Source organism: Georgenia wutianyii (genome assembly GCF_006349365.1).
Classification (GTDB): Bacteria; Actinomycetota; Actinomycetes; order Actinomycetales; family Actinomycetaceae; genus Oceanitalea; species Oceanitalea wutianyii.
In genome coordinates, this window is the sequence record NZ_CP040899.1 from 2,179,496 (window position 1) to 2,196,914 (window position 17,419).

The following is a 17,419-nucleotide window of genomic DNA, read 5'->3' on the forward strand; positions in this document are numbered from 1 at the left end:
TGCCGTCGCCATGGCGCACTCCTGCGTTCGCTCACCCTGCGTAAACATCGGCGGGCACGAGATCGGTTCCGCACTTCGATCGGGACTGGTGCACGGACAGGTGACATGTTGAGTCACGCCGCCTGAGTGGCCGGCGCGGTCGTGATGGTCTCGAACTCGATGTGGGCAGCCGAGAGCGGCCTGTCGGTGACGGCGGTGATAGGTCCGCTCGATCCGGTCACGATCGCGATCCGAAGTTCTTCGTGAGTGGTCCACGAGCGGCGGTCAAGGACGTTCTTCTCGAGCAGGCTGAACACGCTCTCCATCGCAGCGGTGGCGCCCGCTGCACCGACTCCGCCCAAGCAGTGGCGCTTGAGGGCGTGGACGAATCTTCGGCTGCGGAACTGACTGCCGCGGTCGATGTCGACCACGCAACCGCCGACGTCGCTGCGGCGGTCGAGGGCACTGTAGAGCGCTGCGACGGCCAGCCGGGACTTCATCCGGGAGTCGGTCGAGTAGCCCACGATGCGGTTGGGTAGACGTCCTTCTCGACGCAGACGCAGTGCCTGCCCTCAGCCGTGCGGTGTTCGGTGATGTCGGTGAGCCGCAGCTCGTTCGGGGCAGCGGCGGTGAACTCGTGCCGGACCCGGCCCGTAACATCGACTACGGCGCGCACAGGTCGTCGTGGACCAGCGGGCCGGGCTTCGTGGCCTTACCACGCCTGGGCTTTCCGAACATGCTCCACCAGCCCTGCTGCGAGCAGATCCGCCACGCCGCCCGCTCAGCCATGGGCTCGCCGGCCTCACGGGCCTCGTCGACCAAGAACCGGTAGCCGAACTCAGGGTCGTCCCGATGGGCGTCGAACAGGGCGCCTGCGCGGTAGGCCCGCTCGAGGTCGGAGTCGGTGACCGGGTTGGCGAGCCAGCGGTAGTGGGGCTGGCGCGCGATCTTGAGCACCCGGCACGTCACCGTGACGGGAAGCCTAAACCGTCCCAGGTTCTCTGCCGCTCTCGTACGGGTTGCGGCTCTCGGCCGGGAGCCGCGGATTGGGCTTGCTCGTACTCGGTGGGCGTGAGGTCGCCGAAGCCACTGTGCAAGCGGGCGTCGTTGTACCACTCGACCCATCCGGCGGTGGCGAACTCGACCTCGGCGATCGTCTCGAACGGCCCGGAGTGGAAGACCACGGTGCGCACGCACTCGGTCTTGAAAAGCCCGATGACGCACTCCATCAGGGCGTTGTCGTACGCGTAACCGACGCTGGCGACCGAGGGCTTGATGCCCTCCAGGGCCAGGTGCTCGGTGAAGCGCACGCTCGTATCTTGCGAGCCCGCATCGGAGTGCACGACGAGCTCCCCGGCGGTGGCGCGGTCGCCGTCGCGTTCGCGCTACCAGCAGCGCCATGCGCAGCAGCAGGACCATCAGGGCTGGCCCTCTCACCTACTGCTCGGTCGCCTCCACCGCCGCCCGCACAACTTCCTGCCACACCGCCGTGATGCTCCCCGGCCCTCGGTCCGGGTGCAGCCGGTTGGTCAGCAATACGACCACCAGCTCCCGCTCCGGGTCGAAGAGGAACTCCGTCCCGGTGAACCCGTTGTGCCCGTACCCGCCGGTCAGGCCGGCGAAGGACAGCCGGTCGGACCAGAACCCCAGCACCTGCCCGCCGTCGTATTGCGGCGCGAGGAACTGGGCCAGCGTGGTCTCGGAGACCAGCCGGGCATCGCCATAGCCGCCGCCGTTCACCAGCGTCTGCCCGTAGATCGCCAGGTCCCGCGCCGTCGAGAACAGACCCGCGTGCCCGGCCACGCCCTCCCAGCCGTACCAGGCGTTCCCGTCGTTGACCTCCCCCACCAGCGTGTAGTCCCGCCAGTCCGTGAACTCCGCCGGTGAGAGGTCCCCGACGATCGGGTACGGGCTGCCCGTCTCGATCATCGTGTACTCGTAGGAGTTGCCCAGCGACGTCGCGGCGATCCGGTCACGCAGTCCCGCCTCGGGCAGGAACGATGTGTCGGTCATCCCGAGCGGCTCGTGGACGTGCTCGCGCACGTACTCGTGCAGCGGCTGCCCGCTGACCCGCTCGACGATGACGCCGAGCAGCATGAACCCGATGTCGGAGTACCGCCGCTGGCTGCCGGTCTCGTAGCGCAGGTCAAGGTCGGTGAGGAACTCGAGCACCTCCTCCTGGTTGCGCCCGTGCAGGTACGTCGGCTGCCACTCCCACAGGCCGGACCGGTGGGTGATGAGCTGGCGGACGGTGATCGCACCCTTCTCGTCGCCGAACTCGGGCAGGTGCTCGTCCAGCCGTGAGTCCAGGTCGAGTCGGCCCTCGTCGACGAGCCGCATGACGGCCGCCGTCGTCGCCTCCACCTTGGTGATCGAGGCCATGTCGAAGATCGTGTCCACGGTCGCGGGCCGCGGCTCGGCCAGCAGGTCAGCGCCGTCGTGCGTCTGCGCGTCCCCGAACGCCTTCTCGTAGACCACCTGCCCCCGGTGCGCCACGAGCGCGACCGCTCCGGTGTACCGGTCGGTGTCCTCCACCCCGAGCCGGCTCTCCACCGCCGCGTCGATCCGGGCGAGCACCGCCGGGTCCACCCCCACGTCCGCAGGATCGACGTCGACGAGCTCGGGGAAGTCGACGCTCACGTACGCCTCCCCGCGCACCAGCCGCACCTCCACCGTGTTCTCCCCCGCCTCGACCAGCTCCGAGACATCGACGACGACGTCCCTCCCGCGGGCGAGCGCGGCCGCCGCCCCCGGCACCACCTCGCCGTTGACGCGCACCTGGCCAGCCGCCCGGCCCTCGGCCGTCACCCGCAGCGTCGCGTGGCCGTGCGGGGAGTAGAACATCGCGCTCTGCTCGTCCTTCTCCTGCGGCTCCGCGGACAGGTCGAGCACCACCTGCCCCTCGGGCGGCGCGTCGGCCTCAGCCACCGCAGGCACCCCTGCCGCTACGAGTACCTGCACGGCGAGCAGCGCCACCGCGGCCCGGACCGTCGTCGTCCTCAGCTCCATCGCGTCCCCCTCGCTCAAGGCAGCCGCCGGTCGGCGGCGCCGTCATCTCAACGCGCCGGCTCTCAGCACCAGCGGCATCCGCCCGCCCTCGCGCTGCGCCACGTGGCACGCCACCGGGTGCGGCGTCCCCGCGTCGGTCAGCGGCGGCACCTGCGCCACGCACACCTCCTCGCGCAGCGGGCAACGCGGGTGGAACGTGCAGCCGCTCGGCGGGTCGGCCGGGTTGGGCACCTCCCCCACCACGGTCGCGGAGATCGGCTGCGCGACGCTCGGGTCCGGCACCGGCACCGCGCCGCGCAGGCCGTGGGTGTAGGGGTGGAGCGGCTCGTCCAGCACCGGCTTCCACGGCCCGATCTCCACCACCTTGCCCAGGTACATGACGCCGACGTCGTCGCTGATCTGCCGCACCATCGCGACGTCGTGGCTGATGAACACGTAGGACAGGTCGAGCTCGTCGCGCAGCCGCACGAGCAGGTTCATCACCTCCGCCCGCACCGACACGTCGAGCGCGGAGACCGGCTCGTCGAGCAGCACAATCTGCGGCTCCACCGCGAGCGCCCGCGCGATTCCCACCCGCTGCCGCTGCCCGCCGGACATCTGGTGCGGGTAGCGCTCGGCGAACACGTCGCTCAGCCCCACCATGTCGAGCAGCTCCCGTACCCGCCGCTGCCGGTTGCGGGACGTGCCGATGCGGTGCACCTCGAGCACCTCGGTGAGCGTCTGCCCCACGGTGCGGCGCGGGTTGAGCGAGCCGTTCGGGTCCTGGAAGACCATCTGGATCCGCCGCCGCTGCTCCCGCAGGGCGGCGCCGCGCAGCACGGTGAGGTCGGTGCCGTCGAGCAGCACCTGCCCCGACGTCGGGTCCTCGAGCCGCACGAGCAGCTTGGCCAGCGTCGACTTCCCGCACCCGGACTCTCCGACGATCCCCAGCGTCCGCCCCGGCCGCAGGGTGAGGGACACGCCGTCGAGCGCGTGGACGACGGCGCCCGGGTCACGTGAGCCACGGACCGGGTAGTGCTTGACGAGGTCGACCGCTTCGAGCATCAGGTCCACTCCTCCGGGGGCACCCAGCAGCGAGTGAGGCTGTCCCCGCGCCGGATGAGCGGCGGTTCCTCCAGGCACACGTCGCGCGCCTGCGGGCAGCGCGGGCGGAACGGGCAGCCCTCGATGCGGTCCGTGGGCAGCGCCGGCCGGCCGGGGATCTGCGCGAGGGCGGGGCGCTCGTCGTCGGCGGGGTTGGGCAGGGAGGCGAGGAGCCGCTCGGTGTAGGGGTGCTGCGGGGCGGCGAACAGCCGCTCCACCGGCGCGTCCTCCACCACCCGCCCCGCGTACATGACGACGACGCGCTGCACGAGCCGCGCGACCACGCCGAGGTCGTGGGTCACCCAGATCGTCATCATCCCCAGCTCGGCCTGCAGCTCGGCGACGAGCGCGAGGATCTGCTGCTGGATGGTGACGTCGAGCGCCGTCGTCGGCTCGTCGGCGATGAGCAGGGTGGGCCGCAGCGCGAGCGCCATCGCGATGACGACGCGCTGGCGCATCCCGCCGGAGAACTCGTGCGGGTAGGCACGCACGGTGCGCGCCGGGTCCGGGATGCCGACCCGGGCGAAGAGCTCGACGCAGCGTTCGCGCGCCTGCGCCTTGGGCACCCCGTGCGCGCGCAACGCCTCGACCACCTGGTCCCCCACCCGCATGAGCGGGTTGAGGGAGGTCATCGGGTCCTGGTAGACCATGGCGATCTCGCGGCCGCGCAGGTCGCGGATCTCCTCCTCGCGCAGGCCGGCGAGGTCGCGGCCCTGGAAGGTCACGCTGCCGCCGCTGATCTCCAGCGGCCGGGACAGCAGCCGCATGAGCGCGAGCATGGTGAGCGACTTGCCGGAGCCGCTCTCCCCCACGACGCCGACGATCTCCCCCCGCCGCAGCTGCAGGTCGACGCCGTGGACGATCTCGACGTCGTCCCGCCCGCGGGCGCTCACCCGCAGGCCCTGCACGTCGAGCGGCACGTCAGCGGTCATGGCCGCCTCGCCGCACGTGCGCGCTCCAGTTCTCGCCCGAGGGTGGCGAGTCCACCGCCCCGCTCTCGCCCGGGCGGGCGGTGCCCTCCACCCCTCTGCCGCCGAGCGCTGGATCCTGCACACCCTCGTCACCGTGCGCGATCCAGCTCTCGGCGGAAGGGGTGTGGGTGATGAGGCGGAGGGTTCGGAGGGCCACCGCGGCGGGCTCGGGCAGGCGCAAGGGGCCGGCGCCCGGGGTGATGCTGCCGAGGATCCGGGCTCCGCGCGCGCCGGTCGCGGACGGCACGGTGGCGGGCAGGCCGTGGGCGGTGCACCAGCCGAACAGGGCGAAGGCGATGGCCTCCTTCGCGTCGGGCGGCACGCCGATCGTGTCGGTCGTGGCGACCTCGACGCCGGGCAGCTCCTCCGCGAGCATCCGCAGCATCGTCGGGTTGGCGGCCCCGCCCCCGGACGCGAGCACGCGGGTGACGCCGTGGCCGCGCAGCCGGTCCGCCACCGTCCGCGCCGTGAGCGCGGTGAGTGTGGCGAGCAGGTCCGGGGTGCTGACCTCGCGGCCGTGCTCCTCCAGCGCTGCCCGCAGGTAGCCGGCGTGGAAGAGCTCCTTGCCGGTGCTCTTCGGCGCCGGCTGGGCGTAGTAGTCCTCGCGCAGCAGCAGCGCGAGCAGGTCGGTGTCCACCGTGCCAGTCGCGGCGATCGCGCCGTCGACGTCGTACCCGGCCGGGTGGGCGTCGCGGTCGAGCACGGCGACGTCGAGCAGCGCGTTGGCCGGCCCGGTGTCGTAGGCCAGCACATCGTGTCCGACGACGGTTATGTTCGCGATCCCGCCGAGGTTGAGCAGCGCCGTGGTCCCGGGACCACCGGCGACGACGAGCGCGTCGAGGTACGACACGAGCGGCGCGCCGTGGCCGCCGGCCGCGACGTCCCGCGCCCGCACGTCCGCCACGACGGGCACGCCGGTGGCCTCGGCGATCCACGCCGGCTGCCCGAGCTGCAGCGTCCCGAGCGCCCGCCCGCCCTCCACCCAGTGGTAGACGGTCTGCCCGTGGGAGCAGATGAGGTCCACCGGCCCGGCCGCCGCGATCGCCTGCGAAGCTGCGGCGGCGAAGGCCTGCCCGATGAGCGTGTCGAGCTCGCACACCTCCGCGAGCGTCGTCCCGGCGGGGGGCAGCGCGGCGAGCAGCCGGGCCCGCAGCCCGGGCTCGTACGGCACGCTCCCCGTGTGGCGGACGGTGCCGACGAGCGCCGTCCCGTCGTCGTCGACGTCGAGCTCGACGACGGCGGTGTCGATGCCGTCGTGGGAGGTGCCGGAGATCATGCCGAGGACTCTCATCGGTTCCCTTCCTTGGGGTCGAGGGCGTCGCGCAGGCCGTCGCCGAGGAGGTTGAGGCCGACGACGAGGAGCACGATGACGGCGCCCGGCGCGGCCATCGTCCACCACGCCGTCGTCACCAGGGAGCGGGCCTCGAGGACCATCGACCCGAGCGACGGCGTCGGCGGCGGGGTGCCGAGCCCGAGGAAGCTGAGCGAGGCCTCGGTGAGCACGGCCCAGGACAGCGAGAGCGTCACCTGGACGATGACGATCGCGGTGATGCTCGGCAGCACGTGCCGCAGCAGGATCCGCCACGTCGGGAAGCCGAGCACGGTGCCCGCCTTGACGAACTCCGCCTCGCGCAGCGAGAGCACCGGCCCGCGGGTGACGCGCACGAAGATCGGGGTGTAGACGATGGCGATCGCGACGGCGATGGTGAGCCAGCTGCGGGAGACCGCGGCGGCGAGCGCGAGCGCGAGGAGCAGCGGCGGGAAGGCGAAGAGCACGTTCGTCATCCCGAGGATCGCCCGGCCCGACCACCCGCCGAAGTAGCCGGCTACCAGTCCCGCCGTCGTCCCCACGAGGGTGGCGAGCGCGACGGCGACGACGGCGATGCGCAGCGAGTTCGCGGCCCCGGCGGCGGCGCGGGCGAAGACGTCACGGCCGAACTGGTCGGTGCCGAACCAGTGCGCGGCGGACGGCCCCTGCATCCGCACGGCCGGGTCCTGCGCGACGGGGTCGCCGAGCATGCCGAGGGTGGCGGCGAGCGCGACGCCGACGACGAGCACGGTGAGGAACGCGCCGACCAGCCCGTTGCGGCTGGCGAGAACGCGCCGCACCGCGGCGCCGAGGCGGCGGCTGCGGACGGGGACGTCGGCGGTGATCTCGGCGGTCATGTCTGCCTCACCCGGGGGTCGACGACGCGGTAGAGCATGTCGGTGAGGAGGTTGACGAGCACGAAGGACAGCGCGATGACCAGCACCGTGCTCTGCACCAGGGCGAACTCCTGCTGGTGCATGCCGGTGAGGACCTGGCGCCCGATGCCCGGCACGGAGAAGACCTGCTCGACGACGACCGCCCCGCCGAGCAGGTAGCCGAACTGGATGCCGGTCATCGTGAGGATGGGGACGGTCGCGTTGCGCAGCACATGGCGCAGCTGGACTACGCGCGGTCGCACGCCCTTGCCGCGGGCAGTGCGGACGAAGTCCTGGGTCTGGACCTCGAGGATCGCCGAGCGGGCGGTGCGCATGATCGGCGCGGCGAGCCCGAAGCCGAGCACGAGCGCGGGCATGAGCATCTGCTGCAGGTTGAGCCACGGGTCGCTCGCGAGGGTGGCGAAGCGCTCGGCGTTGGGGTTGTAGCCGAGGAACCGGGCCGACGTCGCGAGCAGCACGGAGGCGAGGAGGAAGGCGGGGATCGACAGGCCGGCGAGGCCGACGAGCTGGCCGCTCGCGTCACGCACCGAGTTCGGCTTGGAGGCGGACCAGATCGCCAGCGGGACCCCGATCGCGATCCCGAGGATCGTGGAGATGACCGCGAGCTCGATCGTCACCGGCAGCGCCGCCGCCGTCATCTCCAGCACCGACTGGCCCGTCCGGGTCGACACGCCGAGGTTCCCGGTGAGGACGTTGCCGAGCCAGGTGAAGAACTGGACGACGAGCGGCTGGTCGAGCCCGTAGTACGCCTCCAGCGCCTCCCGCTGCGCGGGGGTGAGCGCCGCGGCCTCGGTGCCGAGGGAGGCGGTGATCTGGTCCCCCGGCAGCGCCCGCATCATGATGAAGACGAGGACGGCGACGCCGAGCAGCGTGCCCAGGGCCTCGAGGACCCGGCGCAGGACGGGGTGACGGACGACGACGCGCATGCCGGCGGTCAGCCGAGGGTGGTCTCGCGCAGGCTCTGCAGCGACCCGTTCGCCATCGGGACGAAGCCCTCGACGCCGGACTGGGTGGCGGTGAAGCCGTAGGAGCTGAAGAGCCAGACCCACGCGGCGTTGTCCTCGAGCTCGCGGGACACCTCGTCGTAGATCGCGCGGCGCTCCTCCGGGTCGGCGGTCTGCCGGCCCCGGGCGAAGAGCTCGTCGAGGGTGTCGGAGCTGTACCCGGCCACCTGGTTGAGGTTGCCCGTCGAGGGGAAGTAGCGCCCGTACATGCCCTCGGGGTCGGGCCGCCCGCCGTTGAGGGCGACGGCGGCGGTGAAGTCCGCGGCCACCCACCGGTCGACGTAGGCGCCGATCTCGAGGACCTCGAGGTTGACGGTGATGCCGGCCTCGGCGAGCTGGGCCTGGATGTTCTGCGCCTCGTTGACCGAGGTGGCGTACTCGCCCTGGGAGACGATGACGTCGAGCTCGAGGCCGTCGGGGTAGCCGGCCTCGGCGAGGTACGCGCGAGCCTGGTCGTAGTCCCGCTCGGGGCAGGGGCGGGCGTCCGGGTCGGAGAGGTAGGCCGGGGACGTGATCGGTCCGACGACCTCGCCGGCGCCCTGCGCGGCGGTGTCGAGGACCTCCTGCCGGTCGATCGCGCACTGGATCGCCAGGCGCACGTTGACGTCGTCGAGCGGCGCCTGCCGGGCGTTGAGCTGGAGCGCGTGGTAGGCGAGCTGCGGCGTCTCGGTGATCTCGACGCTGCCGCTCTCGGCGCTCTGGGCGACGAGCGGGTCGTCGAAGACGGCGAGGTGGACGTTGCCGGACTGCAGCGCCGAGACGATCGACGTCTCGTCGGGGATGACGCGGAACTCGACGGCGTCGATCTCGGGCGCGCCGCCCCAGTAGTCGGCGAACGACGTCACGGTGAGTGACTGGTTCGGGACGCGCTCGCCGAGCTCGAAGGGCCCGGTGCCGTTGGCGGCGGTGGTGAGCGTCTCCTCGGTGTCCTCCGAGGAGAGGATCGCGAGGTTGACGCTCGCCAGGCCGGCGAGGACCGAGGAGTCCGGCGCGGACAGGGTGAGGACGACCGTGCGGGCGTCGGGCGCCTCGACGGACTCGACGGAGCCGAGGGTCGCGGCGGCGACGGCGGCGGTCTCCTCGGCCATGACCGACTCAAGGGAGTGGACGACGTCGGCGGAGTCGAGCTCCGAGCCGTCGTGGAAGGTCACGCCCTCACGGAGCGTGAACGTCATGGTGAGGCCGTCCTCGGAGACCTCCCACTCCTCGGCGAGGCCGGGGACCACCTCGAGGTCGGCGTCGAGCTCGGTGAGCGTGCCGTAGAGGTTGGTGAGGACGTCGATGGCCTGGAACTGGGTGGCCTTCCACGGGAAGAGGGTGTCCGGGTCGGAGGTGACGCCGACGACGAGGGTCTCGCCCCCGCCGTCGCCGGTCGACCCGCCGTCGTCGCTTCCACCGGAGCAGGCGGCGAGCGCGAGACCCACCGCTGCGAGCACCGCCGCAGCCCGGACCGGTGACCTGTGGACCTTCATGCTGACCTCCCCGTCAGGCGGCTCCGACGCCGCTCGCACGCCTCCCGGCCTGGCCGGGACCAGGTGCCACTGTCCCGCGACCACCCAGGTGCGTCAAGTTCTTCCGCCTCTCATTCTTCGGCGAAACTCATTTGTCCGCGCTCCTGCTCCAGCGCGGGGGGACCATGGGGCGATGGAGAGCCTGCCGCTCCGCTCGGCGCGGGGCCGCTGGGTGGTGCTCGCCGCGACGCTCGCGTCGGCGATCGCCTTCCTCGACGGCAGCGTCGTCAACGTCGCGCTGCGTCCCATCGCGCTCGACCTCGACGCCACGCTCACCGACCTGCAGTGGGTGGTCAACGCCTACATGTTCGCCCTCGCCTCGCTCATCCTCGTCGGCGGCTCCCTCGGGGACCGGCTGGGGCGGCGTCGGGTGTTCGTCGTCGGGATCGCGTGGTTCGGGCTCGCGTCGGTCGTGTGCGGGCTGGCGCAGGGGGTCGAGCAGCTCGTCGCGGCGCGCGGGCTGCAGGGCGTCGGGGCGGCGCTGCTGACGCCGGGCAGCCTCGCCCTCATCCAGTCCCTCATCGCCGAGGAGGACCGGGCCCGCGCCATCGGCTACTGGTCGGCGTGGTCGGGCGTGGCCGGCGCCGTCGGGCCGCTGCTCGGCGGCTGGCTGGTGGAGACGCTCTCGTGGCGCTGGGTCTTCTTCGTCAACGTGCCGGTGGCGGCCGTCGTCATCGCGATCGCGGTGCTGCGGGTGCCGGAGTCGGTGCCGGCGGCCGGGCAGGGACGCTTCGACGTGCCCGGCGCGGCACTGGGCGTCCTCGCGCTCGGTGGGATCACCGTGGCGCTCACCCAGGGCGCGTGGCCCGCGGCCGTGGTGGGCGCGGTGGCCGCCGTCGTCTTCGTCGTCGTCGAGGCCCGCTCCGCACACCCGATGGTGCCGCTGGGGATGTTCGCCGACCGGACGTTCTCGGTGGTCAACGTCGCGACCTTCCTCATCTACGCGGCGCTCACCGCCGTGACGTTCTTCCTCGTCCTCCAGCTCCAGGTGGTCGCCGGGTACGGCCCGCTCGCCGCCGGGGCCGCGACGATCCCGTTCACACTGCTCCTGCTCGTCTTCTCCCCGCGCGTCGGCACCCTCCTCACGCGCACCGGCGCCAGGCCGCTCATGACGCTCGGCCCTGCCCTGGCCGCCGTCGGTGTCGCGCTGCTCGCCGGAATCCCCGACGACGCCGCGTACCTCACCGACGTCCTGCCCGGCGTCCTCGTCTTCGGCGCGGGCATCACCCTGCTCGTCACGCCGCTGACGGCCACCGTCCTCGCCGCCGCGCCCGCCGAGCACGTGGGACTGGCCAGCGGCGTCAACAACGCCGTCGCCCGCGCCGCGGGGCTGCTCGCGGTGGCCGCACTCCCGGCGCTCGTCGGGCTCGACGGCGAGCTCGCGGCCGACCCCTTCGGCGCGGGCTACGCGCGGGCGATGTGGTGGTGCGCGGGGCTGCTGGTCCTCGGCGCGGTGGTCTCCGGGGCGCTCCTACCCGGGAGACGCAGCCGCGCCGGGTAGGAGCGCTCCCGTGTCAGGCCGCGCCGGCCTGGTCGGCGTAGTGGTTCACGAACACCACCATGTCCTCGAGGCTGATCTGCTCGGGGGTCGCGGTGACGGTGATGACGCCGTCGGCCGTGCGCTGGTAGCAGGTGATCGAGCTACCCGACTCGTTGGTGCCACAGCTCCCGGTGCCGGCGGCCGTGTTGTCGGTCTCGATGTACTCCACCAGCGACTCGTACGGCGAGCTGAGCACGTTGCTGTCGACGGCGATCATCACGGTGAAGCTCTCGTCGTTGTACATGCGGGCGGGGCCGGTGGACTCGTCGAGCGTGTAGGGACCGATGGCCTGCGGGGGCGTGGCCAGGGCCTCGGCGGGGATGACCGCGCCCTCGGCGGCCGGGCCGGGGTCGCTCGCGCCGAGGTCGGCGCCCGCGGCACTGTCGGTCTCGCTCTCGGCGGTGTCCTCCTCGGCCGGGGTCGTCTCCTCCGGCTCCGGGGTCGTCGGCTGCTCCGGCGTCGTCGTCTCCTCGGCCGCCGTCGTGGGCTCGGTGGCCTCACCGTCGGCCGAGTCGTCGCCGCAGCCGGTGAGGCCGATCGTGGCAAGGGCGAGGGTGGAGAGGAACACGACGTGCTTGCGGCGCATGGGGGGATATTCCTTCGGTGTCAGAGCAGGTGGGCCCGCAGTCGTCTACGGGAGTAGTGCAGACCTTGGCGCATCACTCGGAGGTCCGCCACTCGGAGCCGGCGCCGGGCGATGTCGGTGCCTGCCGCTACCGTCCTGCCCAGGTCACGAGGACCAGCGCCACGCCCTCCGGCGTGCTGGTCCGGCAACCGCGCCCCGCGCACGGTGCCCCCGGAGGAAGACCCGCCCGCGCCGACCGGCGTGGGAAGAGCGAGACGAGGAGACACCTTGACCACCCCTGCCCCGTGCACCGTCGGCGCCTGCTGCCGCAGCTACAGCCCCGGGCACCTCATGCACCACATCCACACCGGGAAGGTCCAGAGCGCGCCGGAGGGGTGGCGCGACGGCGTCGTCCGTTCGGTCGACGAGGGCAACGTCGCCGTCGTCGACCACCCCGGCGGCGAGGGGTCGTGCGCCGTGTGGCACCACCACGACCTGTCGGTCATGTGCCCGCCCGGCACCACCGTCATGGTCAACGAGCGGTGGCACGCCCTCGCCGTCGGGCGCGTCGTCGTCAACATGCTCGTGCACGACGGCGCGGGCCCGGTCCCGTCCGTCCCGGCACGCTCCGCGCCCGGCGTCATCGTCACGCACCTCGGCACCGGCCACGGGGTCATCGCGACCTGACGCGGCTCCCCCGGCTCGCCGTGTCGGCCCCGGCCGATAGCATCCGGGTCTCAGCCCGCCCCGGCGGCCAGGACGGCCGCCGCGGGCGAAGGCTGGGTTCCGATGAGGGAAGCACATGAAACCGGGGGGTTCAACGATGAAGTCAGCCCATGCGGTCCTTGCCGCACTCGTCCTGGCCGGTCTGCCGGCCGCAGCCCACGCCGACCCGCCGGAAGGCCGCGACGGTCCGCCGCTGCGTGCGCTGGAGATCGAGGTGGTCTCCAGCCTGCCGGAGTTCGTCAGCGGCGGTGACGCGCTGATCGAGATCTCGGCGCCGCCGGGAGTTGCGCCACCGCACGTGCGGATCTCGGTGGACGGAGAGCGCCGCGACGTCGACCTCGAGTGGTCCGGCGACCGGCGCACGCTCGTCGGCGTCGTCGACGGGCTCGAGCTCGGCGCGCAGACGATCACGGCCTCCGCACCGCGCGGGCGGGAGGCGAGCGTCGAGGTGGTCAACCACCCCGCCGAGGGCCCGCTGTTCTCCGGCCCGCACGAGCAGCCGTTCATCTGCCAGACGCAGGACTTCACGCTCCCGGTGATCGGGGGCAACCTCGGCGCGGCGCTCGACGAGAACTGCTCGACGACCACCCGCGTCGACCACTTCTACCGGACCACGGGCGGTGAGTACGTGCCGTGGCCGGTGGACGCGCGCCGCTACCCCGCCGACCTCGCCCGCACGACGACGTCGGACGGCGAGCGCGTCCCGTTCATCGTCCGGATGGAGACCGGCACCGCCAACCGCGGGATCTACCAGCACACGGTGCTGCACGACCCGCTCCGCGAGAAGGACCCCTCCCCCGCGCACCGACCCAAGGGCTGGAACGGACGGGCGATCTACACCCTCGGCGGCGGCTGCACCGGCGGCTGGTTCCGCCAGGGCGAGACGACCGGCGGGGTGACCGACGCGTGGATGCTCGGCCAGGGGTACGCCGTCGTCTCCTCGAGCCTCAACGTCTTCGGGCAGAACTGCAGCGACCTGCTCGCCTCGGAGACGGCCGCGATGACCAAGGAGAAGTTCATCGAGGTCTACGGGCGCGAAGACTTCACCATCGGGTTCGGCTGCTCGGGCGGCAGCTACCAGGCCCACCAGACGGCCGACAACTACCCGGGCATCTTCGACGGGATCGTCGTGGGCTGCTCCTTCCCCGAGGTCGGGTTCGGCACCGTCAACTTCATCACCGACGCCCGGCTGCTCAACAACTACTTCACCGACCCCGCGCTCGCGTGGACCGACGAGCAGAAGCGCGCCGTCACCGGCTTCGCCAACCTCGCGACCATGCCGAACGTCGCGGGCGGCGCCCAGCGGATCGACCCGACGGCGTTCTGCCCCAGCGTGCTGCCCGTTGAGCTGCGCTACCACCCGACCGACAACCCCGGCGGGGCGCGCTGCGACGTCTACGACCACACCGTCAACGCCTACGGACGCGACCCCGAGACCGGGTTCGCGCTGCGGCCGCTGGACAACGAGGGCATCCAGTACGGGCTGCAGGCCCTGGAGGACGGTGTCATCACGCCCGAGCAGTTCCTCGACCTCAACGAGCAGGTCGGCGGGTACGACCACGACGGCAAGTTCCGCGCCGAGCGCTCCGAGGCCGACATGCCGGCCGTCGAGGCGGCCTACCGCACCGGGCGGCTCACCAGCGGCGGCGGCGGGCTGGCGAGCACGCCGATCATCGACTACCGCGCCTACAGCGACGACCTGCCGAACGGGGACATCCACGTCCGCTACCACTCCAACTCCATGCGCGAGCGGCTGCGTGAGGTCAACGGCAGCGTGGTCAACCACGTGAGCCTGCTCGAGGACAACCGCTACGGCGGGTTCAGCACCGCCAGCCCGCTGCTGCGCCACGCCGTCACCCAGATGGACGCCTGGCTCTCCCAGCTCGACGTGGCGGGCGACGAGCGGCCGACGCTGGAGGAGATCGGCGAGACCCGGCCCGCAGCGCTCGTCGAGGGCTGCATGACGCGCGACGCGAGCCCGACGTTCATCGCCGAGCCGCTCGACCGCGACCCGGCGACCGAGTGCGAGCAGCTCTACCCCTCGGCCAGCTTCCCGCGTGAGGTGGCCGGGGAGAGCGTGCAGGCCGACGTCATCAAGTGCCAGACCCGTGAGCCTCGGCGTGAGGACTACGGGGTGGAGTTCACCGACGCCGAGTGGGCGCGGCTGACCGAGGTCTTCGCGGATGGGGTGTGTGACTACTCCGTGCCGGGACAGGCACAGCAGGGCCTGGCCGGGACCTGGTTGCGGATCGGTTGAGGCCGGCCGGCGCGTCGTCGGGGAGCGCGAGGCTGCTCCCCGACGGCGCGCGGGACAGACGCTCTAGTGGATGACCAAGGGAGGAGACCCGCACAGCTGCACCGCCGGCACGTGCGTGGACAGCAGCGCGAGCGTGGCGTCCACCCGGTTGGAGATCTGCCACGACCACATCCACACGAGGAGACGACGTCCCGGCTGCATCCGGACGATGACCGGTGCCAGCGGGATGGGCCCAAAGCCGCCGGGCAGCGCCGGGCTCGACGCGCTGGCGAACGCGCCCTTGCCCGTGCCGCCCTGCAGCAGACCGGCGCCGTGGACGTCCCACAGGCGGACCTGTCGAGTGAAGACGGGGGTCGAGTCCCCGTCTGCGTAGATGGTGACGCCCAGCCCGCCGAAGCTCCGCCAGTCCGGGGCTTCCGCCGCGGCGAACCAGGAGAACTCGTAGGTGCCCTGGGGCGTGATGCTCATGTCGACCTCGGCCGGTGAGCTCAGGTAGAACCCGACGCCGCCCGCGGCCTGGCCCTCCGTGCCGATGCTGACGACCTTTCCGTCGTGCTTGGCGCCGAACCCGAAGGCCGTGCCCTCGCTGTACTCGACATCGTACGGGGTACCGATCAGTCGGCACCCCGTGCCGATGGTGAACTGGACGTCTCGTACGGCGACGCCGACACCGATCCGCTCCTCGAGGCGGTGGAGCACCGTCGTGCGCAGCATGCTGCCGTGGATGCCGAGGCGCTCGTCCGCGGCCTGCGGAGCATCGACCTCCCGAGTCAGCCGTGCCAGCTCACCCCTGATGTGCTCGTTGAACACACCAACGTCGTTGTCCCGGGTGTCGCGTCCAGGAACCTCACGCTCGAGCGCGAGGACGTCATCTCGTCCGAACAGCCGTGCCAGATCCTCCATGATGGTTCCCCTCCACAGGGGTACGCCCGCGACTCGTCACCGCCGGTGAGACGGTTGGGTATCGGCTCCTGGACCAGTGCCGAGGAATGCCCGCGAAAGAGGTCGGCGACGTCAGGCCAACACCTGCCACGTTAGACCTCCAGCGAGGAGGGGTCGAGGTCTTACCGCCGGCAGGGACCGACTTCCTCCCCCCTTCTCCGCGGGGACGCTCCGGTCGCGGCGGTCATGACCCCATGTTTCGGTGGACCCCCACCCACCAGTCCGAGGAGGACCCCGATGACCGACGACGGAACCAAGAAGATCGCCGAGCTCGTCAAGGACGCCGGAATCGCGATGTTCACGACCGTGGACGCGGACCACCGCCTGGTGAGCCGGCCGATGGGCCTGCAGGAGGTCGAGTTCGACGGCGACCTGTGGTTCTTCGCCGACGACCGCTCCGACACGGTCGCCGAGGTCTCGGCCAACCCGTCGGTCAATGTCTCCTTCAGCACGCGCGGCTCGTGGGTCTCGGTCACCGGTGACTGCGAGGTCGTGCGCGACCGCGACCGCGCCGAGCAGCTGTGGAGCAGTTCGGTCGAGGCGTGGTTCCCCGACGGCCCCACCACCCCCGGCGTCGTCCTGCTCAAGGTGCACGCCCACGCCGCCCAGTACTGGGACGTGCCCGGCGCCAAGGTCGTCCAGCTCTTCAGCCTGGTGAAGGCGAAGGTCACCGGGCAGCGCTTCGAGGGCGGGGAGTCGGGCACCGTCGAGCTCGACTGACGCCCGGCCGCCGCACCGTGCCACAGTGAGCGCATGAGCGCGCTTGTCAGCCCCGAGCAGCTGCGGTCCGAGCAGGAGGCCATGCTCCTCCTCGACGTCCGCTGGACGCTCGCCGGGCCGGATCGCGAGGGCTACCGCGCCGGGCACCTGCCCGGCGCGGTGTTCTGCGACCTCGACGCCGACCTCGCCGCCCCGCCCGGCCCCGGCGGCCGTCACCCCCTGCCCGACCGCGCCGCGCTCGCCGAGGCGTTCCGGCGGCTCGGGGTCGGCCCGGACACCCGCGTCGTCGTGTACGACGGCGGCGTGGCGGCCGCCGCTGCGCGCGCGTGGTGGTGCCTGCGCTGGCTGGGCCACGAGGACGTGGGCGTGCTCGACGGCGGGCTCCCCGCGTGGGTCGCCGCCGGCGGCCCGCTCGAGACGGGCGACGTAACCCCCACGCCCGCGCCGTCGTCGCCCGCGTCCTCCACCGGCGACCTGCCCACCGTCGACGCCGACGACGTCGCTGCCGGCCGCGTCGGCGTCCTCCTCGACGCCCGCGCCCCGGAGCGGTTCCGCGGCGAGAGCGAGCCGGTGGACCCTGTCGCCGGCCACATCCCCGGCGCGCGCTCCCTGCCGACCTCCCGGCTCCTCGACGGCGCCGGCCGCTACCTCCCCGCGCCCGCCCTGCGCGAGCTCTTCGCCTCGGTGGGAGCCGACGGCGACGAGCCGGTCGCGGCCTACTGCGGGTCGGGCGTCACCGCGGCCCAGCTCGTCCTCGCCGCGCACGAGGCGGGGATCACCGCCGCCCTGTACCCCGGCTCCTGGTCGCACTGGATCACCGACCCCAGCCGCCCCGTCGCCACCGGACCGGCCTGAGCGAACGGCGCGGCGTACCTGCCCTCGGCGGCACTGACGGTCTGGACGCCGG

Annotated in this window: 17 protein-coding genes and 1 riboswitch; of the genes, 5 read left to right on the forward strand and 12 right to left on the reverse strand. The window is 72.5% G+C overall.

From position 1 onward, the window contains the following. Positions 1-113: 113 nt before the first annotated feature. The 10 genes from FE251_RS09640 to FE251_RS09680 form a co-directional block, all read right to left on the reverse strand. Entirely contained in the window at positions 114-503 is a 390-nt protein-coding gene (locus tag FE251_RS09640; protein WP_139948624.1) for a hypothetical protein, read from the reverse strand. 139 nt (positions 504-642) lie between these two features. Beyond that, positions 643-936 carry an integrase gene (locus tag FE251_RS15520; RefSeq protein ID WP_168202594.1) on the reverse strand — a complete coding sequence of 98 codons (294 nt, stop codon included), beginning with the start codon at positions 934-936 and terminating at the stop codon, positions 643-645. 8 nt (positions 937-944) lie between these two features. Then, on the reverse strand, positions 945-1,289 hold the full coding sequence (locus FE251_RS09645; protein WP_168202703.1) for an integrase core domain-containing protein: 345 nt from the start codon (positions 1,287-1,289) through the stop codon (positions 945-947). Positions 1,290-1,416: 127 nt separating this feature from the next. Beyond that, a complete protein-coding gene (locus tag FE251_RS09650) occupies positions 1,417-2,988 on the reverse strand; it encodes a serine hydrolase domain-containing protein (protein ID WP_223147523.1) in 1,572 nt (523 codons plus the stop codon). 42 nt (positions 2,989-3,030) lie between these two features. Continuing rightward, on the reverse strand, positions 3,031-4,032 hold the full coding sequence (locus FE251_RS09655) for an ABC transporter ATP-binding protein (RefSeq protein WP_139948626.1): 1,002 nt from the start codon (positions 4,030-4,032) through the stop codon (positions 3,031-3,033). Next, positions 4,032-5,003, reverse strand: coding sequence for an ABC transporter ATP-binding protein (locus tag FE251_RS09660; protein ID WP_139948627.1), 972 nt, complete (start codon positions 5,001-5,003; stop codon positions 4,032-4,034). The genes FE251_RS09655 and FE251_RS09660 overlap by 1 nt, the downstream gene beginning before the upstream one ends. After that, on the reverse strand, positions 4,993-6,333 hold the full coding sequence (locus FE251_RS09665; RefSeq protein WP_139948628.1) for an anhydro-N-acetylmuramic acid kinase: 1,341 nt from the start codon (positions 6,331-6,333) through the stop codon (positions 4,993-4,995). Before FE251_RS09665 ends, FE251_RS09660 begins: the two co-directional genes overlap by 11 nt. Continuing rightward, positions 6,330-7,208: an ABC transporter permease gene (locus FE251_RS09670; protein ID WP_139948629.1), complete on the reverse strand. Its 879-nt coding sequence runs from the start codon at positions 7,206-7,208 to the stop codon at positions 6,330-6,332. The genes FE251_RS09665 and FE251_RS09670 overlap by 4 nt, the downstream gene beginning before the upstream one ends. Then, the gene (locus FE251_RS09675) at positions 7,205-8,173 is read right to left on the reverse strand and encodes an ABC transporter permease (RefSeq protein ID WP_139948630.1); all 969 of its coding nucleotides are present in this window, start codon (positions 8,171-8,173) and stop codon (positions 7,205-7,207) included. The genes FE251_RS09670 and FE251_RS09675 overlap by 4 nt, the downstream gene beginning before the upstream one ends. An 8-nt stretch (positions 8,174-8,181) precedes the next feature. After that, positions 8,182-9,723, reverse strand: a complete 1,542-nt coding sequence (locus FE251_RS09680; protein WP_139948631.1) for an ABC transporter substrate-binding protein — start codon at positions 9,721-9,723, stop codon at positions 8,182-8,184. Between the two features lie 172 nt (positions 9,724-9,895). Here FE251_RS09680 and FE251_RS09685 point away from each other — a divergent pair, with 172 nt between their 5' ends. Further along, complete coding sequence (locus FE251_RS09685; protein ID WP_139948632.1) at positions 9,896-11,263, forward strand: MFS transporter; 1,368 nt, start codon at positions 9,896-9,898, stop codon at positions 11,261-11,263. A 13-nt stretch (positions 11,264-11,276) separates the two neighbouring features. Here FE251_RS09685 and FE251_RS09690 read toward each other — a convergent pair whose 3' ends face one another. After that, on the reverse strand, positions 11,277-11,888 hold the full coding sequence (locus tag FE251_RS09690) for a hypothetical protein (protein ID WP_139948633.1): 612 nt from the start codon (positions 11,886-11,888) through the stop codon (positions 11,277-11,279). Between the two features lie 142 nt (positions 11,889-12,030). Next, a riboswitch (SAM riboswitch) is annotated at positions 12,031-12,144 on the forward strand. A gap of 11 nt (positions 12,145-12,155) precedes the next feature. Here FE251_RS09690 and FE251_RS09695 point away from each other — a divergent pair. Both FE251_RS09695 and FE251_RS09700 read left to right on the forward strand, forming a co-directional pair. Beyond that, a complete protein-coding gene (locus FE251_RS09695) occupies positions 12,156-12,554 on the forward strand; it encodes a hypothetical protein (protein ID WP_139948634.1) in 399 nt (132 codons plus the stop codon). Between the two features lie 136 nt (positions 12,555-12,690). After that, entirely contained in the window at positions 12,691-14,850 is a 2,160-nt protein-coding gene (locus FE251_RS09700; RefSeq protein ID WP_223147524.1) for a DUF6351 family protein, read from the forward strand. A 63-nt stretch (positions 14,851-14,913) separates the two neighbouring features. On the opposite strand, the gene FE251_RS09705 is transcribed toward FE251_RS09700, so the two are convergent. Further along, positions 14,914-15,753: a hypothetical protein gene (locus FE251_RS09705; RefSeq protein WP_139948636.1), complete on the reverse strand. Its 840-nt coding sequence runs from the start codon at positions 15,751-15,753 to the stop codon at positions 14,914-14,916. A 276-nt stretch (positions 15,754-16,029) separates the two neighbouring features. Here FE251_RS09705 and FE251_RS09710 point away from each other — a divergent pair, with 276 nt between their 5' ends. Together FE251_RS09710 and FE251_RS09715 are read left to right on the forward strand one after the other, a co-directional pair. Next, positions 16,030-16,512, forward strand: coding sequence for a pyridoxamine 5'-phosphate oxidase family protein (locus FE251_RS09710; protein ID WP_139948637.1), 483 nt, complete (start codon positions 16,030-16,032; stop codon positions 16,510-16,512). Positions 16,513-16,545: 33 nt separating this feature from the next. After that, complete coding sequence (locus tag FE251_RS09715) at positions 16,546-17,367, forward strand: sulfurtransferase (protein ID WP_139948638.1); 822 nt, start codon at positions 16,546-16,548, stop codon at positions 17,365-17,367. The last annotated feature ends 52 nt before the right edge of the window (positions 17,368-17,419 follow it).